The organism is Phenylobacterium sp. (assembly GCF_036495085.1).
Taxonomy (GTDB): domain Bacteria; phylum Pseudomonadota; class Alphaproteobacteria; order Caulobacterales; family Caulobacteraceae; genus Phenylobacterium.
Map to the genome: position 1 here is coordinate 1 of NZ_DASXNL010000010.1, position 21225 is coordinate 21225.

Below are 21225 nucleotides of genomic sequence, written 5' to 3' on the forward strand. Positions count from 1 at the left end.
GGGATGTAGGCCACGCCCTTCTGCTTCATCAGCCGGAAGGTGGCCTCCGACGCGCCATAGCCGTGCTCGATGGTGTCGACGCCGGCCACGACCGCATTGTGGATGCCCTCGTCGCTGGCCGCGTGGACGGCGACCGGGCGGCCGGATGCGTGCGCCACCTGAACGGCCGCCTCCATCTCCTTTTCGGTGAGCGTCGGCCGGGTCGAGCCGTCGGGGCCGGTGCGGTAGTCGGCGTAGAGCTTGATCCAGTCGGCGCCCATGGCCGCCTGCTCGCGCACCGCCGCGGTCATCTCAGCCTCCCCAGTCACCTCCTGCGCGCCCTGCGGTAGGTCGAGGTCGGCGCGGAAGCCTTTCTTCGGGCCGTAACTGCCGGTGGCCACGATGGCGCGGGTGGCGACATAGAGGCGCGGGCCAGTGACGATCCCCTCGTCGATAGCGCGCTTGAGCTGCACGTCGGCGTCCCCGGCGCCCTCGGTCCCAAGGTCGCGCTCGGTGGTGAAGCCGCTCATCAACGTGCGCGTGGCGTCGCGCCCGGCCCGCAGAACCCGATAAGTCGGCGCCTCCTTCAGCACTTGATCGTCCCAGGCGACCTCGTTGTAGGCGTGCAGCAGCAGATGCGAATGAAGCTCGATCAGCCCGGGGATCAGCGTCTGGCCCGGCAGGTTGATGACCTGTGCGCCAGCCGGCTCCTTCACGGCGCCCTTCGGCCCAACCCCGGTTATCAGCTGGCCCTCAACCGAAACCACCCAGCCGGCGTGCGCTTGCGCCTCGCCCGGCGTCCACACCGCCGCCGGTTCCAGCAGGTACCTTGCCGGCTCAGCCGCCCGCGCCGCGCCCGCTAGCGACAAGGCCGCAATCAATCCCAATAGACCACGTACCAACTTAATTGACTCCGTTATTGGGAGTGATAGGGAACAATGAGGAACATCAGATGAGGCCCCGACCTCCCATGGCGGAAGAAGTCTACACCGTCGAGCAGTTCGCCGAGCGCCTGAAGCTGCACCCCAAGACCGTGCTCCGATTCATCCGCGAAGGGCGCCTCAAGGCAGTCAAGGTCGGCAAGTCGTACCGCATCCTGCGCAGCGAGATGGAGGCCATGACCGGCGTCATCCGTGGCGCGAGCCTGCCCGGCGCTCGTGTCACCAGCATCGTCGACATTCCCGACATGACGCCCGAGGCCGCACAGCATCTGGCGCGGCAACTCCCGGCCATGCGGATGGGCCGCGAGGCGCATCCCGATCCCATGAGCCTCGACGTCGCCTACGATGCGGCGCGCCGTCAGCTGAAGGTGGTGATTGTCGGTTCACCGAGCGACACTGCGGCCATGCTGAAGATGGTCCAGGTCCTGACGGAGACCTGATCCATGGCCGGGATCTGGAAGACACCCGAGGCCGGTGAGGCCGTGCGGGCCCGCTACGCCGAATTCCTGCGCTACTGGCCAGGCGCCCATGAGCAGCGACGGCTGGCTACGTCGCAGGGCGAGACCTTTGTGATAGCCAGCGGGCCGCAAGGCGCGCCCGCGGTCATGCTGCTGCACGGCGCTCTGGCCAATTCGGTGAGCTGGATGGGTGACGCCGCGGCCTGGCAGCAGCACTTCCGCGTCTATGCGGTCGACATGATCGGCGAGCCCGGCTTCAGCGCGCCCTCGCGCCCTCCACTGGCTTCGGAGGCCTATGCCTTGTGGCTGGACGATGTGATGGCGGGTCTCGGCGTCAGCCAGGCCGCGCTGGTCGGGATCTCACTGGGCGGATGGTTGGCGCTGGACTACGCGACGCGCAGACCTGGGCGGGTGAGTGCGCTCGCGCTGCTCTGCCCCGGCGGCGTGGGCCGTACGAAGAACGTGCTCCTATGGGCTGCGCCCCTGCTGCTACTTGGCCCCTGGGGACAGCGGATGGTCCTGCAAAAGTTGGGCGCGGGCGCAATCGCCGCAAACGCCTCGCCGGCTATCAAGGCCTTCGGCGATTTCATGGGCTTGATCCAGGCCAGCACGAGGCCACGCCGCGAACCGCTCCCTCGATTTAGCGACCGGGAGCTGAGCGGCCTCTCGATGCCCGTCCTGGCGTTCCTGGGAGCCAAGGACGCCATGCTGGACTCCTGTGGCACGCGGGCGCGGCTCACCACGAAGGTCCCGCACGCCGACATCCGTTGGCTCCCCGATTCCGGACACTTCCTCGTCGGCCACGGCGCGGAGATCGGGACGTTCCTCGCCAAGGCGCTGCTCCCATGACCGGGCAGCTTCGGAAGTTCGCTGCCGTGCGGGTTTGGCTCTGCGAGGAGGAGGGGTCATCGCTGGCCGATGATCGCAACCTCTCCGGCCTGATCGGCGACCTCTACAGCGCCGGCGCCCAGGTCGCAGCGATCCCGCTCGGCCGCCTTGGGCCCGACTTCCTGCGGCTATCGACCGGCGTCGCCGGCGCGGTGCTGCAGAAGCTCGTGAACTACCGGTTCCACGTCGCTCTGCTCGGCGACACCTCCTCCGCCGTGGCTGCGAGCGCCCCACTCGGTGACTTCGTTCGTGAATCCAACCGTGGCGCGAGCGTGTGGTTCGTGCGCGACCTGGCTGAGTTGGAGGCCAGGCTCTCGGATCCAAGTGGCGAACCGGGAGCAGCGCCGTGATAGGGTCGCAACGATGCGGCTCTACCTTGCCTCCAGTCGTCTGGACGACAACTTTCCGGAGTTGCTGACGATGAGCGGCCGTGGCGGCCGCGCCGCGGTGATTTCGAACGCCGTGGACTTCATTCCCGACGACGAGCGGCGGGCCTACGAACGGACGGTGTTCGATCCGGTCGGCCATTTCCGCGACCTGGGATACGACGCCTTCGATCTCGATCTGCGCCGCTCGTTCGGCAAGCCGCAGGAGCTGGCCGAGCGCCTCCGCGATGTCGGCCTGGTCTGGGTGGTCGGTGGTAACGCCTTCCTGTTGCGCCGGGCCATGCGTCAGAGCGGCTTCGACCGGCTGATCAGCGACCTTCTCGCCGAAGACAGGCTAGTTTATGGCGGCTGGAGCGCAGGCGCGGTCGTCGCCGGGCCCGACCTGCGCGGCATTGACCTGATGGACGATCCCCGAGTCCTGACGGTGGGCTATGAGCCTGAGATCTGCTGGTCGGGCCTGGGGCTGATCCAAACCCGCATCGTCCCCCACTACAAATCCGACCATCCGGAAGCCCCGGATGCAGATCGAGTCGTCACCCGGATGCTCTCGGATGGGACGCCGCACGTGGCGCTTCGTGACGGCGAGGCGCTGATCGTCAACGGCGAGCAAGTCGGAGTGCGGCCCGCTATCAGCTCTTGACGATCGGGCTCCCGCACCGCTTTTCCCGCGTGATCACGATCCCGGAGGCGTCATGCAAACCCGCAACATCGGTCCGTTCGAGGTCTCGGTCATCGGGCTGGGGTGCATGGGCCTCTCGTCCGGCTATGGCCCACCGGCGCCACGCGACCGGGCTGAGCGCGTGCTGCTGGGGGCGCTCGATGCCGGCTACACGTTCTTCGACACCGCCGCGGTCTACGGCGTTGGTCACAACGAGACCCTGATCGGCGAAGTGCTGGCCGACCGGCGCAACGAATTCACGCTCGCATCCAAGTGCGGCCTCACCGTGGGCGATGAGCGGCAACTGGACGGCCGGCCGGAAAATCTCAAGGACACCTGCGAGCGAAGCCTTAAGCGGCTGAAGGCCGAGGTCATCGATCTCTACTACCTTCACCGCTGGGATCGGCGCGTACCGATCGAAGAGAGCGTGGGCGCGCTCGCCGACCTGGTGGGCCAGGGCAAGATCAGGACCATCGGGCTTTCCGAGGTCTCGGCGCCGACGCTGCGTCGCGCGCACGCCACCCATCCCATCACCGCCCTGCAGACCGAATATTCGCCCTGGACGCGAAATCCGGAGATCGCCGTCCTCGACGCCTGTCGTGAGTTGGGTGTGACCTTCGTGGCGTTCTCGCCCGTTGGCCGGGGCTTCCTCGCCGGCGGCGCCCGGGAGCCCGCGAAATTCGGGGTCGGCGACATGCGCGCCACCATGCCAAGGTTCCTGGGAGAGGCCTTGGAAGCAAACCTAAAGCTGCTCGATCAGTTCGAAGCGCTGGCGCGCGAGGTCAGCTGCACGCCGGCCCAGCTCTGCCTTGCGTGGCTCATGAAGAAGGACCCCGCCATCGTCTCGATCCCCGGCACGACGCGGCCCAAGCACATGCGCGAAAACGCCGGCGCTGCGGCGGTCAGCCTTTCGGAGGAGATCGTGCGCCAGGTCGACGAACTGGTGAATGAGCGCACCGTGACCGGCTCACGCTATGCGCCGGCCATGCAGGCTTCGGTGGACACCGAACGCCTGGCGGCCGACGCCGCGGCCTGACGCTCCTTCTCAGCGTCGGGACGGCGGGAAGGAGATCGAAACCTCGAGGCCGGGCGCGGCGTCGGCCAGCTCGAGCCGCGCGCCGTGCCAAACCGCAACCGATGAGGCGATCGCCAGCCCGAGGCCGCAGCCCGGCGTGCTGCGGCTGGATTCCAGCCGGCCAAGCGGCGCCAGCGCCGTGTCGCGATGTTCGGCCGGAATTCCGGGGCCGTTGTCGCGGACCAGCAGCCTAGGCGCGCCGGCGTTGTGTTCGACCCGCAGCTCGATCTGCGTGCCGGCTGGCGTGTGCCGAAGGGCGTTCTCAAGGAGGTTGGCGATGGCTTGCGCGACCAGGTCGACGTCGCCCTTCACCTGCACGCGTTCCATTAGCGCCTCCAGGGTTCGGCCGCTGTCCTCGATGTCCGGTCGAAGCGCTTCGCTCACGCGGCCTGCGACCTCGGTAAGATCGATCAGCCCCTCTGGTCTGGGGCTGCCCTCGATCTCCGCCAGCTGCAGCAAGGCGTCAAAGGTGCGCAGGATTTCCAGGAAGTCGCCGTCCAGTTTCCTGACTTCGTCGGCGATGGCAGGTGTCGCCTGGGCGGCGCGCCCCAGGCGCTCCAGCTTCTGCCGCAGCCGCGTCAGCGGCCGGCGCATGTCGTGGGCCACGTCGGTGGTGACGCGCCGCAGCTGATCGACCAGCCGACCGATGCGGTCGAGCATCGCGTTGAAGGCCAGGCTGAGTTCGTCGATCTCGTCGGGCGCGCTGGAACGACGGATCGGCGCGCGCACATCCAGCCTTCCCTCGGCGACGAGAACGGCGGTGGCGGAGAGCTGGTCGAGCCGTCGCCAGGTCCAGCGGGTCGTGAGGTAGGCAGTAGCCAGGCAGATCGCCACGCCGATCGCGCCGCCGAGCAGAAGCAGGAGCGTGAGCGCGCCCATCTGGCGCTGCTCGGTCGTCAGGTCCCGGCCGACCGATAGCCAGCCGCCGCCCGGCAGTCGCTCGGTGTAGGTCAGCACCAGGCCTTTCGCGCCGAAGGTCTTTGTCCATCCCGGCCGGGTCAGCCCGGCAAGGGCGGCGTCGCCCGCCAGATAGCCGCCGGCGGAGCTCGCCAGCCCGTATTCGAAGCCGTGCCACAGCCTCTCGCGCTTGATGACGGTGTAGGGAAGATGCCCGACGCCCTTGTGCCGCCATTCGTCGTCCAGGGACGAGAGCTCGCCCAGCACGTCGGTGCGGAAGGCCTGTTCATTCATCTGCTGAATGGAGACGCGGGCCAGGACGCCCGCCGCACTGAACGCCAGGACCAGGGCGATCGCTTGCAGGACCATGACCCTGGTCCCGGTCCGGAGCCAGATACGGCTCAACGCCTGACCGATCGGCGTGGTCCGGCCGGGACGGTCAGGCGTCGCGGATGACATAGCCGGCGCCACGGATGGTCTGGATCAGGGGCGGGCCGCCGATCGCCTCGAGTTTGGCGCGCAGCCTGCAGATGTGAGTCTCAACGATATTGGTCCGTGGGTCGAAGTGAAAACCCCAGACCTCTTCCAGCAGCATCTTTCGCGTGACCGGCTGCCCGCGGCTGAGCAACAGGAACTCAAGGAGCCGGAATTCCAGCGGCAGCAGGGAGATCGGCTGGCCGGCACGGCGGGCCTTGCGGTGCAGGCGATCGAGCTCCAAGTCGGCGCAGGTCAGTTTCGTGGCGTTGTTCGGCCGCGTCCGGCGCTTGGCGAGCACTTGCACGCGCGCCGAAAGCTCCTCGGAGTCGATGGGCTTCACCACATAGTCATCGCCGCCACCCTGTAAGCCGGCGACCCTGTCGGCGAGGGCGCCCATCGCGGTGACGAAAAGCGCCGGGGTCTCCACGCCTCGCTCGCGCAGCTGGCCCAACAGCGCCAGGCCATCGCAACCCGGCAGCATGCGGTCGATGATCAACACATCGAAGGGGCCGTCGCCCATGCCCGGCGCGAGCGCAGCGCCGCCTTCGTTGAGCACAACTGCCTCGATGCCAAACCCTGCCAGGTCGTCGGCCATGTTCCGGGCGACTTCAGCGTCGTCTTCGATGATCAGAACACGCAATGGCGACCGTCCGGGCACGGCCGGGGACGCCTGCGGCGGAGCGTGCGGGAGTCGGCGGCGTAAGGGGTGAACCTGGACCATGAGCGAGACCTCGAAGGGCCTGCAAGCCGGCCGCAGGTTAAGATATCTCAATGTCGATGTCGGTTCTGTGACAGCAACTCAAAACATCAAATCGATTCAACGCAGTGACACTGTCAAAAACGGTAAGTCTTAAATGTGTCAAATATCTGAGATTTTTCTTTAACTTGTAGGTTTGCGTCCGAGGCGCTGTTTCCCCCACGCAAATTCCAGGGGGATACCAATGACCTGCAAGTTTTCGACCGTGCGTCGCGCACGGCTTGTTTCGACGTCTGCGCTCGGCCTTGTGCTGGCGATAGGTCTGCTGGCGGCGGGCGGTCCCGCCGCGGCGGCAGACGCCGCCGCGGCCGCGGCGGCGGAAGCCGGGCCGGTTCATATCGATCCGGAGACGCCCGACTACGGCCGCCAGATCGACGAGTTGGTGGTGACCGCGGTTGGCGGGGCCACGGCTGCGGCGCCCACCAAGACTCCCCTGGAGACGACTCAACCGAAGTCGATCATCGACCGCAAGGCTATCGACCAGTTCGTCGCGGTGACTGCCGACTACACCCAGATCGCCAACCTGGCGCCAAGCATGTCGGGGACATCGTTCAACGGACCAGGGTTGGGCGAAGCCAAGACCGTCCTGCGCGGCTTCCAGGACGGCCAGTACAACATTACCTACGACGGCATCCCCTGGGGTGACGCCAACGGCCCCACCCACCACTCCACCTCGTTCTTCCCCTCCTCGACCATCGGCGCGGTCGTGGTCGACCGAGGGCCTGGCGAAGCCAGCCAGCTCGGCGTGGCCAGCTTTGGCGGCTCGATCAACCTGTTCTCGCCTGAGGTCAGCGACCAGATAGGCGGCTCGCAGCAGGTGACCGGCGGCTCTTGGAACACCTGGATGTCGGTGACCAAGCTCAGCACAGGCGATATCGACCAGCTGAACGGCGCCCACGCCCTGTTCAATTTTCAGGCCCTGACCACCGACGGCGCGCTGACCTACAGCGGCGCGAAGGCCTACAACCAGCTCGTTCGCGCGGTGTTCCCGATCGTCGACAGCTGGAAATTGACTGTGTTGGGGACCTGGAACCAGACCAAGGTCTATACCAATGACAACACCGGCGCGACACTGCTGCAGACCCAGCTGTACGGCAAGAATTTCGGCCTCTCTAACGATCCGAAGAGCCCGACCTACTACAAGTACAACGTGGTCGATAAGCACACCTGGTTCAACTATGCCAAGCTGAACGGCGACCTTACGCCGAGCCTCAAGCTCGAGGACACGCTCTATTCCTACTACTACAAGAACGATACGGAATCGGCGCTAGATCCCACGCTGTCTCCGGCGGATATCGCCAATAAGACGGGCCTTGCGATCACCCAGGTGCCGGGCGGCAAGCCGGTCGCCAACGGCGATGTCCCCGGTTACACCAAGCTCAACGTCTACAAGATCTACGGCAACATCCTTCACCTCGATCAGGCGCTGCCGTTCGGCATGATCAAGGCCGGACTCTGGCTGGAGACCGCCGACACCGGCCCACGCGCCCGTTACGACTATGACGCGACGGCCAGCCTGGGCGTCAGCCCCCGAGTCGTTGACTATCGCCAGAAGGTGTTGCCCGGCGTGCCGCAGTATCTCGAGTATCTACAGGACTCGGGTTGGCATCAGTACGAGCCGTTCGTCGACTTCGAATGGAAAGTGACGCCTGAGCTGACCGTCACACCGGGGCTCAAGTACATGCATGAAGAGCTTTCCGTGGATTCCGACGTCAATCAGAAATCTCGTCAGCCGTTCCACGGATCCAAGACTTTCACCAAGACGCTTTACTTCCTGACGGCGAACTATCGCTTGCAGGAAAACCTGTCCGTCTATGCCCAGTATGCCACAGGCTTCCTGGTGCCCGACATCAGCACGACCCAGGTGGTCAATCCGAACCTTGACCAGCTCCAGCCACAGGAGTCGACGAACTACCAGGCGGGCCTCGTCTATCACGGTTCGCGGGTCAGCTTCGACGCCGACGTCTACTACATCGACTTCAAGAACAAGCTGCAGACGGTCTCGGTCACCGACCCCGTCGCCGGCCTCGAAACGGTCAACTTCAATCTCGGCGGTGCGACCTACAAGGGTGTCGAGGGGCAGGTCACCTTCCAGGCCACCGACCGCGTTTATCTGTTCGCCAACGGCTCGCTGAATTCGGCCAAGGCGCAGGGCGCAGCGACCACTATCGATGGGACGCCGGTCGTGATCACCGGCGGCAAGCAAATCGCCGGCGCGCCGGAATCCACCGCAGCCCTAGGCGCCTACTACCAGGATGAAAACTGGACCGTTTCGCTGGCCGACAAGTACACCGGGTTGCAGTGGGGGGCCGAGGGAGAGCCGGCCGCCTACAAGATCCCCGGCTACCACTCCACTGATCTGACCGTCGTTTACCGCTTCGGCCGCTACCGGCTGGAAGGCGCAATCTACAACCTGTTCGACAGCCAGCAGTTCACGTCGATCAAGCCCGGCAAGACCGTTCCCTACGATCAGTACTACTTCCAGCCCGAACGGAACTTCCAAGTGTCGCTGAAGGTCAATTTCTGATGCGCAGGCAAGCTTTGATAGTGCTGGTCGCGGTGCTTTTGGCCGGGGCGACATCCCCGGCGCTCGCCCAAGGCGGGCTCCCAACGCCGGCTTCGCCGAAATCCCCAACGGTTTCGAAGTTCCTGCAGCCCGGCGAGCTTGATCCGGCGCTGGTCCTGCCGCCGCCGCCGAAGGACGACGCGCCGGCGGCGGTGGAGGGACGGGCGGAGTTGCACCGCCTGGCCGCGGCGCGCTCGTCGGACCGCCTGGAGCAGGCCAAACGCGACGACGAGTTGGAGGACGTCCGCGCCATCGCCGCGGCCATCGGTCCCGCCCTGGATTTTTCGCGGCTTCCCGCGACGGCGGCGCTGTTCAGGGATCTGCGGACGGAAGACAGCGTCGCAGCCAAACATGCCAAGGCCTTCTTCAAGCGCGAGCGCCCATTCAGGTTCGACAAGGACCTCGACGTCTGTGACGACGGCCACGACGTGAGGAACAGCTACCCTTCCGGTCACGCCACGATGGGCTATTCGGCCGCCGCGGTGCTGGCCAATCTCATGCCGGGGAACGCCCAGGTGATTCTGGCGCGCGCGTCCGACTACGCCGAGAGCCGTCTTTATTGCGGGGTGCACTACCGCAGCGACCTGGAGGCCGGTCAGGTGCTGGGCAATGTCCTGGTCCAGAAGCTGATGACCAAACCCGCCTTCCAAGCCGAGCTGGAAGCCGCCCGCGCCGAACTCACTGCGCTCCACATCGCGCCCTGAGCCGGCGGCCCCGAGGGCGCTCGGCGCGGCCGGTGATCCTGGTCTCTTGGCCCGGAGTCTTTAGACCATGCCCGCCTTGCGCAGCGACTGGTAGGCCTTGATCACCCGCTGCAGGCGGCTCTCGCCGGCGCGGTCGCCGCCGTTGGCGTCCGGATGCAGGCGGCGCACCAGCTCGGTGTAGCGCGTGCGGATCTTCGGCCCGTCAGCATTGGCGTCGAGGTCGAGATCCGCCAGCGCGTTGCGCTCGATCTTGCCCAGCTTGCGGTCGTCAGGCTCGGGGTTGGGCCGACCGCCGTTGCCGCCGAACATGTTGTAGGGGTCGCGATAACCCTCGCCCTTGCGGAATTTCGCGGAAAAGGCCGCGGCTTCGCGCGACATTCGTCCGGCCTTCATCTCCCAGGTGGGGCGCCCGCCGGTGAACAGTTCCTCCTGCTGGCGGCGGCGGACTTCGCCCTCGCTCATCCCGGCGAAGAAGTTCCAGTTGCGATTATACTCAGCCGCGTGCGGCTGACAGAACCAGTAGTGCTCGTTCAGCATGTCGCGGGACTTTGGCGCGCGCGCGGTCGCCGCCTTGTTGCAACCGGGGTGGTCGCATGCCCGCTCGCCGGGCTTCAGCGCATTGACGTCCTCGGCGCGTTTGTCCTCCTCCGCGGCCGGCGGGCGCACGCGGATATCGACGAAGCGAGGCTTGTATTGAAACGCGGCGGGCATGCTCCGAGTATGGAGCCGAGATAATCCCTTTCAAGAATTGAAGATGAGGGCAATGGGCGCCATATTTGATGCCATTCACCAAAAGCTGACGTCGGCCTTCGCACCCAGCCGGCTCGAGATCGAGGACGACAGCGCGCGCCATCATGGCCACGCCGGCGCGCGGCCTGGCGGCGAGAGCCATTTCAACGTGACGATCGAGTCGGCGGCCTTTGCCGGGGAGCCCAAGGTCGCCCGCCAGCGGATGGTCTATCGCGCGCTCGCCGAGGAACTGGCCGGTCCGCTGCATGCGCTGTCCGTCAAGGCGCTGGCGCCCGGCGAGAGCTAGACTAAGCTAAACACCTGTTTGAAGAGTCGCTCGTCGCCCAAGCCTTGGCGGCCGATGCTGATCCGGGGAGACCTTCGCTTGAAGACCACGATCATCGTCAACGGAGAAGCAAGGGCGCTGGACGTCGATCCGCGCACGACCCTGCTCGATGCGCTGCGCGAGCGGCTAGGCCTGACAGGAACCAAGAAGGGGTGCGACCACGGCCAATGCGGGGCCTGCACGGTCCTGGTGAACGGGGTCCGGATCAATTCCTGCCTCTCGCTGGCGGTGATGCACGAGGGGGACGCGGTGACCACCATTGAGGGCGTGGGCTCCGTCGACAAGCTCAGCGCGATCCAGCAGGCCTTCCTGACCGAGGACGCTTTCCAGTGCGGCTATTGTACGCCCGGCCAGATCTGCTCGGCGCTCGGCATGCTGCAGGAGGTGGCCGACAACTGGCCCAGCCAGGAAACAGCGGACCTTACCGGCCGGATTCGGCTCTCCGATGATGAGCTTCGCGAACGGATGAGCGGCAACCTCTGCCGCTGCTCCGCCTATCCGCAGATCGTGGCCGCCATCAAATCCGTCGCCGGAGAGCTCGCGTGAGGCCGTTCACCTACGAGCGGGCGCTCGATGCCGCCAGCGCAGTCAGGGTCGCCGCCGAAACCCCGGGCGCCAAGTTCATCGCCGGTGGCACGAACCTCTTGGACCTGATGAAGCTCGAGATCGAACAGCCGGCCCGCCTGATCGATATCGGCAAGCTGCCGATGGCTGCGATCGAGGACACGCCGGAAGGGGGCTTGCGCATCGGATCGATGGCCACCAACAGCCACGTGGCCGCCGACGCACGGGTTCGATCGCGCTATGCGGTGCTGACCCAGGCGATCGTCGCCGGTGGCTCGGGCCAGTTGCGCAACAAGGCCACGACCGGCGGCAATCTGCTGCAGCGCACCCGCTGCGCCTACTTCTACGACACCACCAAGCCCTGCAATAAACGCCAGCCCGGGTCCGGCTGTGGCGCGCTGGAAGGTCTCAACCGCAATTCAGCGATCTTCGGCGCCAGCCACGCCTGCATCGCCACCCATCCCTCGGACATGGCCGTGGCCCTCGCGGCGCTGGACGCTCGCGTCGAGACCCTTTCGCCCTCGGGCAAGGTGCGGGCGTTTCCGATCATCGAACTGCATCGCCTGCCGGGCGAGACGCCCGATGTCGAGACGCACCTGATCCCCGGTGAGCTGATCACCGCCGTGGTCCTCCCACCACCGCCCCCGGGTGGTCAGATCTATCGAAAGGTCCGCGACCGGGCCTCCTACTCCGCGGGCCTTGCCAGCGTCGCCGTAGCCGGACGGAACGTCGCCTTGGGCGCTGTAGCGCACAAGCCGTGGCGCGCAGTGGAGGCAGAAGGCGCTCTTGAGTCGGGGGGGTCGCCGGCCGAGGCGATTGCTGCAGAACTGAAGGGCGCCAGCGACAACGGCCGCAACGGGTTCAAGATCAACCTCGTCAGCCGCCTCGTCCCGGTAGCGATCGAAGCGGCCCGTCAGCAGGGGAATGGCGCATGAGCTCCGTCAGCGACTGGGAAGCCGCCAGCAATCCGGTCAAGGAGAATCGCGCGGGCATCATCGGCAAGGCTGTCGACCGGTACGAAGGCCCGCTGAAGGTCACCGGCACGGCGCCCTACGCTTATGAGGTTCAGCCGCCGTCGCCCCCGGCCTACGGCGCCATGGTCTCTGCCCCTATTGCGCATGGGCGGATCACCGCCGTCGATACCGCCGCAGCCGAGGCTTCTCCCGGCGTCCTGCTGGTCTGGACGCACCGCAACAAGCCGACCCAGGGTCCGCGACCGGAGCGCTACGACTTCTTCACGCCCTCGCCGCGTCCCGCCCTGGAGTCGGACCGCGTTCACTTCTTCGGCCAGCAGGTGGCAATCGTTGTCGCCGACACCTTGGAGAACGCGCAGGCCGCCGCCGCCCTCGTGAAGCTGGAGTTCGAGGCCGACCCACAGGCCGTGGACTTCCGCAATCATTACGACGAAGCCGTCCAGCCGCCTGGCGAATCCGATGTCGAGATCGGCGACTTCGAGGCTGGTTTCGCCGCTTCCCCCGTGAAGATCGATGACGTCTGGCGCACGCCTCTTCAGAACCACTGCCAGATGGAGCCCTGCGCCACCACCGCCTGGTGGGAGGGCGACCAGTGCACCGTCCACACCTCCGTTCAGATGGTGCGGTTTGCGCAGAACTCGTTGGCCGAGACCTTGATGGTCCCGCACAAGAACGTGCGTCTGCTCACCCGCTATGTCGGCGGCGGGTTCGGCGGGAAAGGGTCGTTCTACGAGGATCTGGTGCTGGCGGCGTTGGCCGCGCGGGAGCTGGGACGGCCCGTGAAGCTCGCGTTCTCTCGCCAACAGATGATGCACGGCACCGTGCATCGGCCCGCCACCGAGCAGCGGGTTCGACTGGGGGCTACGGCCGATGGCAAGCTCACCGCCATGTCGATCATGACCATCACCCACTGCGACCGTCGGGGGAACTTCACCGAACACGCCTCGAATTTCGCCCGAAGCCTTTATGCGGCGCCAAACCGCCTGACCGGGCACCGACTGGTGCGCCTCGACCTGCCGGTGGCCAGCGCCATGCGCGCGCCGGGCGAGGCGTCCGGCACGCTCGGCCTGGAAGTCGCCATGGACGAGCTCGCCGAGAAGCTCGGCATAGACCCGGTGGAACTGCGCATCCTCAACGAGCCCGAGGTTGATCCGGAGAACGGCAGGCCGTTCTCCATCCGCCAGCTCGTGCGCTGTATGCGCGAGGGCGCGCAGCTTTTCGGGTGGGACAAGCGCAACTCCGTACCGGGTCAGGTGCGTGATGGCCGGTGGCTGGTGGGCGTGGGGATGGCAGCGGCCATCCGCGGCAACTTCCTGCTTCCGGCCAAGGCCAGCTTTACCGTCGACGCCATGGGCTTGATCACCGTCAGGCAGGGGATGACCGATATCGGCACCGGCACCTACACGGTCCTCGCCCAGATCGCCGCCGAGACCCTGGGCGTGCCGCTGGGCGACGTTCGCGTGGAGATCGGTGACAGCGAACTGCCGCCTGCGCCCGGCTCCGGTGGACAGTTCGGCGCGGCGACCGCCGGCTCCGCCGCACTCGACGCCGGCATGAACCTTCGCCAGGCGATCACCGAGATCGCCGTCGCCGATCCCGCTTCGCCGCTGTTCGGCGGGCCTGCGGAACAAATCACCTTTCAGGATGGCGTCATCGCCATCGCCAACCGCTCCGAGCGGCTTTCCGAATTGATCCGGCGAAACCGCCCCGAGGGCCTCACCGCCGAAGGGGAGATCCGTCCGGCCGCAGATTCGAGCAAGTGGAGCCAGCATACCTACGGCGCCCACTATGTTGAGGTCGGCGTCGACACCATCACCGGCGAGGTGCGCACGCGTCGCATGCTCGGGGTCTTCGCGGCCGGCCGTATCCTCAACTGGAAGACAGCGCGCAGCCAGCTGACCGGCGGGATGATCTGGGGGGTTGGTTCGGCGCTTACCGAGGGTAACGCCGTCGACCCGCGCTATGGGTCGCTGATCAACCAGGACCTTGCCAGCTACCTGGTGCCGGTGCAGGCCGACATCGGCGACGTCGAGGCGATCATGCTCGACGAGGTCGACGACAAGGCCAACCCCATGGGCATCAAAGGAGTCGGTGAACTCGGCATCTCGGGGGCCGGCGCTGCGGTAGCCAACGCTATCTACAACGCTTGCGGGGTACGTGTGCGCGATTACCCGATTACGCCGGACAAGCTGCTGGCGGCCCTCAGCTGAGCTCGATGCATTTTCGCAGAACGGTTCTGTGACATTCGTCACTACCACCTTGTCGCATCGCGCCTATCTCCCGCGTCTTGAGTGAGAGCTTCAAGACTTCGAGGAGACCGGACGTGAAACTGATATTGCCCCTAGTGACGTTGGTGGGCGCCTTGACGCTGCTGTTCAACAGCGCCGCCTTGGCCAACCTCAGCTACCTCTGACAAACCCGTCCCGTCGGCCGAAGGGCCGCGGGCGGGTCACAGCGGGCCTGCGACCGCTAAGCCACTTTTGCGTGCAGTTCTTCCAGCACGCGCGCCAAATCGCCCTCGCGGAAGGGTTTCTGCAAGACGGGGGTGCCCTTGTCGACATCGCGCAAGCCTGCGTCGCCGTAGCCGGTCGCAAAGGCGAATGGCCGTCCGTGTTCGCGCAGCAGGTCCGCCAGCGGGAAGATCGGTTGGCCACCCAGGTTGACGTCCAGCACGGCGCAATCGATCCCGCCGGCGTTCGCAAGTTCCAGCGCTTCGTCAAGCCGAGACGCCGGCCCGACCACGCTGCACCCCAGGTCGCCGAGCATGTCCTCGATCAGCATCGAGACCATCATCTCGTCCTCGACGACCAGCACGCGAAGACCCCGGAGTTTGGCCGCATCGCTCATTCAAGCCTCCAGAGCCGAGGGAAGGATGTCCGCACGCGGGCCAGAGCAACAGAGCTCACCCCGCTTGATCAAGCAACAACTTACACTGCGTCGGGAAGACGACCCCAGTACGGGCGCTCCGACCGCGATGGCAGCGTGCCTCCCACCCGGCACATGCTCCGATCGAACGGGTCAAAGCCAAGCTAGGTTCCCGAGAAGTCAGCCCCCCTCACGTTTTATCGCAGGCCAGATCTGCAACCGGGTGATCCGATTGACCTTGCGTTCAAGCACGCCGAAGCGGTGCCCGTGAAAGGTGAAGGTCTGCCCGGCTTCGGGAATGCGCCGCGCCTCGTGGATCAGCAAGCCGGCCACGGTCACCGCCTCGTCGTCGGGCAGGTCCCAGTTCATGGCTCGATTGAGGTCGCGTATGGTCACCGAGCCGTCGACCGTCACCGAGCCATCCTCGGCGGCGCGCACACCCGGCACCGCGACATCATGCTCGTCCTCGATTTCGCCCACGATCTCCTCGAGGATGTCCTCCAGGGTCACCAGGCCCTGCAGGGCGCCGTACTCGTCGACCACGAGGGCGAAATGGTAGCGCCGTTTCAGGAAGGCCGAGAGTTGGTCCTTCAGGCTGGTGGTTTCCGGAATGAACCAGGGTTCTCTGAGGACCGAATTGACATCCACGGCATCGGCCCTGCCGTCGGCCTCGGCGATTGCCTGCAGCAGGTCTTTGGCGTGCAGCAGACCGATAATGTTCTCCGGGTCGCCGCGGTAGATCGGGATGCGACTGTGCGGGCTGTGGATCGCTTCGGCCACGATCTCGCGCGCAGGCAGGTCACCATCGATCATGGAGATCTCCTTGCGGTGGACCATCACCTCGCCGACGTCCATTTCCGCCAGGTCGAGCACCCCGCCAAGCATCCAGCGGTCGTGGGTCTCCACCAGGCCCTCGGAGTGGTGGTACTCCACGGCCCCGCGGATCTCCTCGTGGGCGGCCAGCACGTCCATCTCCATGCCCAGCCGTACGCCGAACAGGTTGAGCGTGCGGCGGACGACGTATTGGATCGTATAGATGATCGGCCCGAAGATCCGCACCACCACGAGCGTCGGGCCCGAAAGAACACGCGCCACGTCGTCGGAGCGCAGGATGGCGAGTGTCTTGGGCAACACCTCGGCGAAGACCAGGACCAGCACGGTCATCATTCCGGTCGCGACCGCCACGCCCCAGGCGCCAGGGATCGCCCTGGTGAGCACCTCGGTGGCGAGGGCGGAGGCCAGGATGTTGATCAGGTTGTTGCCCAACAGCACCGCCCCGATCATCGTCTCCCGGTCGCTGAGCAGTTCGTTGACCCACTGGGCGCCGCGGTCGCCATCACGCTCCAGCTGGTGCATCCGCGCGCGGCTGGCGCCGGTGAGCGCGGTCTCGGCAGCGGAAAACAGGGCTGAGAGCGCCAGCAGGAGGAAAAGGATCGGCGCCAGGGCCATGATCGCGGCCATCAGGTCGCCCCTTCTTGCTGCAGGAAGTCGCGCACCGCGCCGGGATCGACGTCTCTGGCCACGAAGGCCTCGCCCAGGCTGCGCGCCAGGATGAAGGTCAAGGCGCCATCCTCCGCCTTCTTGTCTTGGGCCATGTGGCCAACCAGTCGCTCGGTATCGAAGGGATGGCCCGCGACGTCGGCAAGGCGCGTCGGCAGGCCTACGGCCGCCAGGCTCGCCGACGCGCGGCGGGCGTCCTGTGTGGTGCATAGCCCCTGGGCGGCGGAGAAACGGAACGCCAGCGCCTGACCTGCGGCCACTGCCTCGCCGTGCAGCAATTCCCCGCCATAGCCTGTCTCGGCCTCGAGGGCATGTCCGAAGGTGTGGCCTAGATTCAAAAGGGCGCGGCGGCCCTGTTCGGTTTCGTCTTCGGCCACGATCTCGGCCTTCATCGCGATGGAGCGTGCGACGGCCTTGGCCAGCGCTTCCGGCTCACGCCTCAGCACCCGCGGTCCATTCGCCTCCAGCCATTCGAAGAAGTCGAAGTCCCCGAGCAGCCCATACTTGATCACCTCGGCGTAGCCGGCGCGCATCTCGCGATCTGGCAGGGTGGCCAGAACGTCCAGGTCGGCCAGCACGAGCTTCGGCTGATGGAAAGCGCCTACGAGGTTCTTACCGCGCGGGGTGTCGATTGCGGTCTTGCCGCCCACGGAGGAATCGACCTGGGCCAGCAGGGTAGTGGGGACCTGCACGAAGCCGATGCCGCGCTTGTAGATCGCCGCTGCGAAGCCTGCGAGGTCGCCCACGACGCCGCCGCCGAAGGCGACGATCAGGTCACCCCGATCCAGTTCAAGGGCCAGCAGGCGGTCGGTGACGTGGGCCAGGCCTTCGAAACTCTTGGTCTGCTCGCCCGGAGCTACGATGACCGGCGAGACGGCGATCCCGACCGTTTCCAGGGCTCGCGTAAGCCGCGCGCCGTGAAGGCCCCAGACCGTCCCATCGCTGACGACAGCCGTGCGGCGGCGCTTCAGCAGCGGAAGGATCGCCTCGCCCGCCCGATCGATCAGTCCGCCGCCCACCCGCACCTCATAGGCGCGCTGGCCAAGACCCACCCCGATAGTCTGCGTCATGCCGGCGATCCTGCGAAGAAGGCGGAAAGCGCGGCGATCAGCTGCTCGAGCGTCACCTGGTGCGCCGCGTCACCGGTCTCGACGACGATATCTGCCTCGGAATAGAGCGGATAGCGGGCGGCGGCCTGTGCCTTCAGCACGCTCAGAGGGTCCTTGCCGGCCAGGAGCGGCCGGCTGTCCTTACGCGACACCCGCCGGGCGAGGACCTCCAGGTCGGCCTTCAGCCAGACCGAAACCGCCTTGGCCTTGATCAGCGCCCGGGTCTGCTCGTTCATGAACGCCCCGCCGCCGGTGGCCAGCACATGCGGCTCCTGGTCGAGGAGGCGGGCGATCACGCGCCGCTCACCCTCGCGAAACGCCTCCTCGCCCATGTCGACGAAGATGTCGGAGATGGACCGGCCCGCGGCGGCTTCGACCTCGGAGTCGGCGTCCCGGAACGGCAGGTCCAGGGCGTTGGCGAGCCTGCGGCCCACGCTCGACTTGCCGACGCCCATCAGGCCCACGAGGGCGATGGTGCGGTGGCGCAGCGGTGCATAGCGGTCCATGAACGGCCAAGGCTTACACGAGCCCGCGCGCTCGCGCCAACTTCGCGCGCTCGCTATGATCGCGACATGCTGCGTCACACCTGCCTTATCGCCCTGATTGTCCTTGCCGCGTCGGCGGGTGCGGCCGCCTCGCAGGGCGTCGAGGTCACCAACCTTGCCCCGCCGGATGCTTTCACCACGTCAGGCCGGGACACCGGTCTTCCGGTTGATCTGTGGCGCGGCGCCTCGATCAAGACCGCGCGCACCGTGATCTCTCTGCTGGGCGCAAAGACCCTCACTCCGGCTGGCGCGGCCCTGGCCCGTCGCGTCCTCGCCACCGGCGCGCCGGGCCCGAAGGACAGCACCCACGATGCTGAGCTGGCCGGCGCCAGGGCCAACGCCTTGATGGCTCAGGGCGACGCCAAGGCCGCCGCCGCAATCCTGGCCCGCGCGCCGGGCGTCGATCGCACCCCGGAACTGGCGCGCGCCGCGGCGGAGAGCGCGCTGCTGGCTGGCGACGACGCCCGCGCGTGCGCGCTCGCCGAGGGTCTGACAGCTGGGCGCGACGAGGTGTATTGGCTGCGCCTGCGCACCTACTGCCAAGCGATCGGCGGCCAGGCCGCCCAGGCCCAGCTCACCTTCGACCTCGCCCAGGCGCAGGCCAAGGATCCGGTGTTCGCCCGGCTGATGAGCGCCAAGCTGGCCGGCGCCGGGGCGCCTGGGGCGGCGTCGCTCCGCAACGGCCTCGACTATGCGCTGTCCCGCGACCTCGGTCTCGACCTGGCCGCCGCCAAGCCGTCCCCTATCGTGGCGGCGGCGATCGCGACCCCCGGTCCCGACGCGCCGGCGCTGGATCCGAGCGGAGTTTCCCCGGACGTGGCTTTGCTGGCCGAAGCCCTCGCACGCGGCGAGCCCGTGCGTGAGGCCGTCCTTGCGGCTCTGGTCGAAACCGCCGCATCAACCGAGCCGAAGGCACGTAGCAGGGGCCAGGCGGCGCTTCTTTTGGGGGTGGCGGTTTCCGGCTCCGGAAGCGTCGAGGCGCGGGGCCAAATCGCCGCCCTCGGCGTCCCGGAAGGCAAGGCGCCGGTAGGCCGGAACCTGGCCCTGCAGGCGGCGGCCGAGCAGAAACTGATGGGCGAAGCGGCGCTGCTTGCGCTCTGGACCTGCGCCGAGGCTGGCCCTGCCGGGCCGGCGATCGGCGACCGTGTGCGGATCGTGCAGGCCCTGCACGCGGTGGGTCTGGATGCCGACGCCCGAGCTCTGGCTCTGGAAGGCCTGCTGGCGCTCAAATGAGCGGGCAGGGGGCGGCCTGGGCGGAAGCCTTCCTGGAGATGATGTCGGTCGAGCGGGCCGCGGCGAAGAACACGCTCACGGCCTACGGAAAGGATCTGATCGACGCCACGAGCTTTCTGGCGGGGCGTGGGCGCGATCTGGGCGATGCCGCGGCTGAGGACGTCGAGGCCTATTTCGCAGCGCTCGGCGCGCGTGGGCTGGCGCCGGCCACCGCCTCGCGGCGGCGCGCGGCGGTGCGCCAGTTCTACCGCTTCGTGCTGGGGGAAGGCTGGCGGGCGGATGACCCCTCGCGCCGGGTGGAGGCTCCGCGCAAGGGGCGCCCGCTGCCCAAAGTGCTCAGCCGCGACGAGGTCGACCGGCTGATCGCCGCGGCTGCGGCGCGCGACGGGGCCCAAGGCCTGCGGCTCGCCTGCATGGTCGAACTGGCCTACGCCTCGGGCCTGCGGATCTCGGAGCTCACCGGCTTGACGCTGGCGGCGCTGGCCCGGGACCCCGCCTACCTGATCGTCCGGGGAAAGGGCGGCAAGGAGAGGCTGGCCCCACTGAACGAAGCGGCCCGCAGGTCGGTGAAAGCCTATCTGGAGGTTCGCCGACAGTTCCTGCCCAAAGGGGGAAAAGCCAATCCATGGCTCTTCGCCTCGCGCGGCAAGCAGGGGCGGCTGACGCCCCGGCGCTTCGCGCAACTCCTGGACGAGGCCGCCGTGGACGCCGGGATCGACCCCGCCCGCGTCAGCCCGCACGTTCTGCGCCATGCTTTTGCGACGCATCTCCTGGAAGGCGGAGCGGACCTGCGGGTCGTCCAGACCCTCCTCGGCCACGCCGACATCGGCACCACGCAGATCTACACTCACGTGGCCGGCGATCGGCTGGCCGAAGTGGTGGCCACCAAGCACCCGCTGTCGCGCAAGCGTTGAGGCGCAAGAGAAGGCCGCCCCTCTCGGAGCGGCCTTCCAGTTCAGTCGGTCGGTTCGCTCGATCGGGGGCTAGCTGGTGATCCGATAGCGGCCGTCGGCGTCCGGACACACGCGGACATAACGATACTCGCGGCCGTCGCTGTCGATCGGCGCGGGGGCCAGGCGGCAGCGCATGCGGGTATAGTAGGATGAGTCATATTGGCCGCTGCGATAGTCGCGCGCCTCGCGGTAGGCGATGGTGTCGCCATAGCTGTAGTAGGGACCGCGGCTGTCGCAGCGATACTTGTCGTGGGCGTTGCCGACCGCGCCGCCGAGGCCAGCGCCCACGACCCCGCCCAGCACCGCGCCCTCGGTGCGCACGCCGTGACCAGCCACGTTGGAGCCCAGCGCGGCGCCGGCCAGAGCGCCTATGATTGCCCCCGCCGTGGCCGCACTGTGGTCGTTACGACAGGTTACCGCTGGTCCGACGTAGGCGGTGTCGCGGCCGTAGGATCCGGCCGAGGGCTGCGCGTAGCGGGCCCACCGCGCGTCGTCCCAAACCGGCGCCGGGCCATAGACCCGGACGTAGGCTCCATAGCCATAGCGGGCGTCATAGTCGGCCCGGGCGCGTTCCCAATCTGCGCGGCGGCGCTCGTAGTCGGCGCGGGCGGCCTGGTAGCC

The 21225-nt window shown here is 67.2% G+C and carries 21 protein-coding genes and 1 pseudogene; 13 read left to right on the forward strand and 9 right to left on the reverse strand.

Going from position 1 to position 21225, the window contains the following annotated elements:
* Positions 1-848 (reverse strand): amidohydrolase family protein (locus VGI62_RS01360; protein WP_331502592.1); only part of this gene is annotated, 848 nt, incomplete at its 3' end.
* A gap of 83 nt (positions 849-931) precedes the next feature.
* Between VGI62_RS01360 and VGI62_RS01365 the strand changes: the two genes are divergently transcribed.
* Genes VGI62_RS01365 through VGI62_RS01385 form a run of 5 tightly spaced genes read left to right on the forward strand, consistent with a single transcriptional unit; the run spans position 932 to position 4346 of the window.
* Positions 932-1360, forward strand: a complete 429-nt coding sequence (locus VGI62_RS01365) for a helix-turn-helix domain-containing protein (protein ID WP_331502593.1) — start codon at positions 932-934, stop codon at positions 1358-1360.
* A gap of 3 nt (positions 1361-1363) precedes the next feature.
* Positions 1364-2227: an alpha/beta hydrolase gene (locus VGI62_RS01370; protein ID WP_331502594.1), complete on the forward strand. Its 864-nt coding sequence runs from the start codon at positions 1364-1366 to the stop codon at positions 2225-2227.
* Positions 2224-2616, forward strand: a complete 393-nt coding sequence (locus tag VGI62_RS01375; RefSeq protein ID WP_331502595.1) for a DUF4180 domain-containing protein — start codon at positions 2224-2226, stop codon at positions 2614-2616. The genes VGI62_RS01370 and VGI62_RS01375 overlap by 4 nt, the downstream gene beginning before the upstream one ends.
* Before the next feature lie 13 nt (positions 2617-2629).
* A complete protein-coding gene (locus VGI62_RS01380; RefSeq protein ID WP_331502596.1) occupies positions 2630-3292 on the forward strand; it encodes a Type 1 glutamine amidotransferase-like domain-containing protein in 663 nt (220 codons plus the stop codon).
* Between the two features lie 52 nt (positions 3293-3344).
* Positions 3345-4346 (forward strand): aldo/keto reductase, encoded by a 1002-nt coding sequence (locus VGI62_RS01385; protein WP_331502597.1) that lies wholly within the window; start codon positions 3345-3347, stop codon positions 4344-4346.
* Positions 4347-4355: 9 nt separating this feature from the next.
* Here VGI62_RS01385 and VGI62_RS01390 read toward each other — a convergent pair whose 3' ends face one another.
* Positions 4356-5651 carry a HAMP domain-containing sensor histidine kinase gene (locus VGI62_RS01390; protein ID WP_331502598.1) on the reverse strand — a complete coding sequence of 432 codons (1296 nt, stop codon included), beginning with the start codon at positions 5649-5651 and terminating at the stop codon, positions 4356-4358.
* A gap of 70 nt (positions 5652-5721) precedes the next feature.
* Entirely contained in the window at positions 5722-6399 is a 678-nt protein-coding gene (locus VGI62_RS01395; RefSeq protein ID WP_331502599.1) for a response regulator transcription factor, read from the reverse strand.
* A gap of 301 nt (positions 6400-6700) precedes the next feature.
* Here VGI62_RS01395 and VGI62_RS01400 point away from each other — a divergent pair, with 301 nt between their 5' ends.
* Complete coding sequence (locus tag VGI62_RS01400) at positions 6701-9043, forward strand: TonB-dependent receptor (protein WP_331502600.1); 2343 nt, start codon at positions 6701-6703, stop codon at positions 9041-9043.
* The gene (locus tag VGI62_RS01405) at positions 9043-9786 is read left to right on the forward strand and encodes a phosphatase PAP2 family protein (protein ID WP_331502601.1); all 744 of its coding nucleotides are present in this window, start codon (positions 9043-9045) and stop codon (positions 9784-9786) included. The genes VGI62_RS01400 and VGI62_RS01405 overlap by 1 nt, the downstream gene beginning before the upstream one ends.
* Positions 9787-9846: 60 nt before the next feature.
* Here VGI62_RS01405 and VGI62_RS01410 read toward each other — a convergent pair whose 3' ends face one another.
* The gene (locus VGI62_RS01410) at positions 9847-10497 is read right to left on the reverse strand and encodes a J domain-containing protein (RefSeq protein WP_331502602.1); all 651 of its coding nucleotides are present in this window, start codon (positions 10495-10497) and stop codon (positions 9847-9849) included.
* 52 nt (positions 10498-10549) lie between these two features.
* On the opposite strand from VGI62_RS01410, the gene VGI62_RS01415 reads away from it, so the two are divergent.
* The 4 genes from VGI62_RS01415 (at position 10550) to VGI62_RS01430 (ending at position 14609) form a co-directional block, all read left to right on the forward strand.
* Positions 10550-10822 carry a BolA family protein gene (locus VGI62_RS01415; RefSeq protein ID WP_331502603.1) on the forward strand — a complete coding sequence of 91 codons (273 nt, stop codon included), beginning with the start codon at positions 10550-10552 and terminating at the stop codon, positions 10820-10822.
* 78 nt (positions 10823-10900) lie between these two features.
* Positions 10901-11407, forward strand: a complete 507-nt coding sequence (locus VGI62_RS01420) for a 2Fe-2S iron-sulfur cluster-binding protein (protein ID WP_331502604.1) — start codon at positions 10901-10903, stop codon at positions 11405-11407.
* Positions 11404-12360 (forward strand): xanthine dehydrogenase family protein subunit M, encoded by a 957-nt coding sequence (locus tag VGI62_RS01425; RefSeq protein ID WP_331502605.1) that lies wholly within the window; start codon positions 11404-11406, stop codon positions 12358-12360. The genes VGI62_RS01420 and VGI62_RS01425 overlap by 4 nt, the downstream gene beginning before the upstream one ends.
* The gene (locus VGI62_RS01430; RefSeq protein WP_331502606.1) at positions 12357-14609 is read left to right on the forward strand and encodes a xanthine dehydrogenase family protein molybdopterin-binding subunit; all 2253 of its coding nucleotides are present in this window, start codon (positions 12357-12359) and stop codon (positions 14607-14609) included. The genes VGI62_RS01425 and VGI62_RS01430 overlap by 4 nt, the downstream gene beginning before the upstream one ends.
* A 259-nt stretch (positions 14610-14868) precedes the next feature.
* Here the strand turns inward: VGI62_RS01430 and VGI62_RS01435 are convergent, their stop codons facing one another.
* From VGI62_RS01435 to VGI62_RS01450, 4 genes are all read right to left on the reverse strand, one after another.
* The gene (locus VGI62_RS01435; protein ID WP_331502607.1) at positions 14869-15246 is read right to left on the reverse strand and encodes a response regulator; all 378 of its coding nucleotides are present in this window, start codon (positions 15244-15246) and stop codon (positions 14869-14871) included.
* A 198-nt stretch (positions 15247-15444) separates the two neighbouring features.
* Positions 15445-16725, reverse strand: a complete 1281-nt coding sequence (locus VGI62_RS01440; RefSeq protein WP_414695616.1) for an HlyC/CorC family transporter — start codon at positions 16723-16725, stop codon at positions 15445-15447.
* Entirely contained in the window at positions 16725-17834 is a 1110-nt protein-coding gene (gene aroB / locus VGI62_RS01445; RefSeq protein WP_331502608.1) for a 3-dehydroquinate synthase, read from the reverse strand. Before aroB ends, VGI62_RS01440 begins: the two co-directional genes overlap by 1 nt.
* Positions 17831-18379, reverse strand: a complete 549-nt coding sequence (locus tag VGI62_RS01450; RefSeq protein WP_331502609.1) for a shikimate kinase — start codon at positions 18377-18379, stop codon at positions 17831-17833. The genes aroB and VGI62_RS01450 overlap by 4 nt, the downstream gene beginning before the upstream one ends.
* Positions 18380-18445: 66 nt before the next feature.
* On the opposite strand from VGI62_RS01450, the gene VGI62_RS01455 reads away from it, so the two are divergent.
* On the forward strand, positions 18446-19651 hold the full coding sequence (locus tag VGI62_RS01455; protein ID WP_331502610.1) for a hypothetical protein: 1206 nt from the start codon (positions 18446-18448) through the stop codon (positions 19649-19651).
* Positions 19648-20565, forward strand: a complete 918-nt coding sequence (locus VGI62_RS01460) for a tyrosine recombinase (protein ID WP_331502611.1) — start codon at positions 19648-19650, stop codon at positions 20563-20565. The genes VGI62_RS01455 and VGI62_RS01460 overlap by 4 nt, the downstream gene beginning before the upstream one ends.
* Positions 20566-20634: 69 nt before the next feature.
* Here VGI62_RS01460 and VGI62_RS01465 read toward each other — a convergent pair.
* Positions 20635-21225 (reverse strand): annotated as a pseudogene (locus VGI62_RS01465) (hypothetical protein); the annotation flags it as partial.

Excerpts from the sequence above, each read along its gene's own strand:
- VGI62_RS01365 (WP_331502593.1), top strand. The coding sequence starts at position 932 with ATGAGGCCCCGACCTCCCATGGCGGAAGAAGTCTACACCGTCGAGCAG.
- VGI62_RS01370 (WP_331502594.1), top strand. The coding sequence starts at position 1,364 with ATGGCCGGGATCTGGAAGACACCCGAGGCCGGTGAGGCCGTGCGGGCC.
- VGI62_RS01375 (WP_331502595.1), top strand. The coding sequence starts at position 2,224 with ATGACCGGGCAGCTTCGGAAGTTCGCTGCCGTGCGGGTTTGGCTCTGC.
- VGI62_RS01380 (WP_331502596.1), top strand. The coding sequence starts at position 2,630 with ATGCGGCTCTACCTTGCCTCCAGTCGTCTGGACGACAACTTTCCGGAG.
- VGI62_RS01385 (WP_331502597.1), top strand. The coding sequence starts at position 3,345 with ATGCAAACCCGCAACATCGGTCCGTTCGAGGTCTCGGTCATCGGGCTG.
- VGI62_RS01390 (WP_331502598.1), bottom strand. The coding sequence starts at position 5,651 with ATGGTCCTGCAAGCGATCGCCCTGGTCCTGGCGTTCAGTGCGGCGGGC.
- VGI62_RS01400 (WP_331502600.1), top strand. The coding sequence starts at position 6,701 with ATGACCTGCAAGTTTTCGACCGTGCGTCGCGCACGGCTTGTTTCGACG.
- VGI62_RS01405 (WP_331502601.1), top strand. The coding sequence starts at position 9,043 with ATGCGCAGGCAAGCTTTGATAGTGCTGGTCGCGGTGCTTTTGGCCGGG.
- VGI62_RS01410 (WP_331502602.1), bottom strand. The coding sequence starts at position 10,497 with ATGCCCGCCGCGTTTCAATACAAGCCTCGCTTCGTCGATATCCGCGTG.
- VGI62_RS01415 (WP_331502603.1), top strand. The coding sequence starts at position 10,550 with ATGGGCGCCATATTTGATGCCATTCACCAAAAGCTGACGTCGGCCTTC.
- VGI62_RS01430 (WP_331502606.1), top strand. The coding sequence starts at position 12,357 with ATGAGCTCCGTCAGCGACTGGGAAGCCGCCAGCAATCCGGTCAAGGAG.
- VGI62_RS01435 (WP_331502607.1), bottom strand. The coding sequence starts at position 15,246 with ATGAGCGATGCGGCCAAACTCCGGGGTCTTCGCGTGCTGGTCGTCGAG.
- VGI62_RS01440 (WP_414695616.1), bottom strand. The coding sequence starts at position 16,725 with ATGGCCGCGATCATGGCCCTGGCGCCGATCCTTTTCCTCCTGCTGGCG.
- aroB (WP_331502608.1), bottom strand. The coding sequence starts at position 17,834 with ATGACGCAGACTATCGGGGTGGGTCTTGGCCAGCGCGCCTATGAGGTG.
- VGI62_RS01450 (WP_331502609.1), bottom strand. The coding sequence starts at position 18,379 with ATGGACCGCTATGCACCGCTGCGCCACCGCACCATCGCCCTCGTGGGC.
- VGI62_RS01455 (WP_331502610.1), top strand. The coding sequence starts at position 18,446 with ATGCTGCGTCACACCTGCCTTATCGCCCTGATTGTCCTTGCCGCGTCG.
- VGI62_RS01460 (WP_331502611.1), top strand. The coding sequence starts at position 19,648 with ATGAGCGGGCAGGGGGCGGCCTGGGCGGAAGCCTTCCTGGAGATGATG.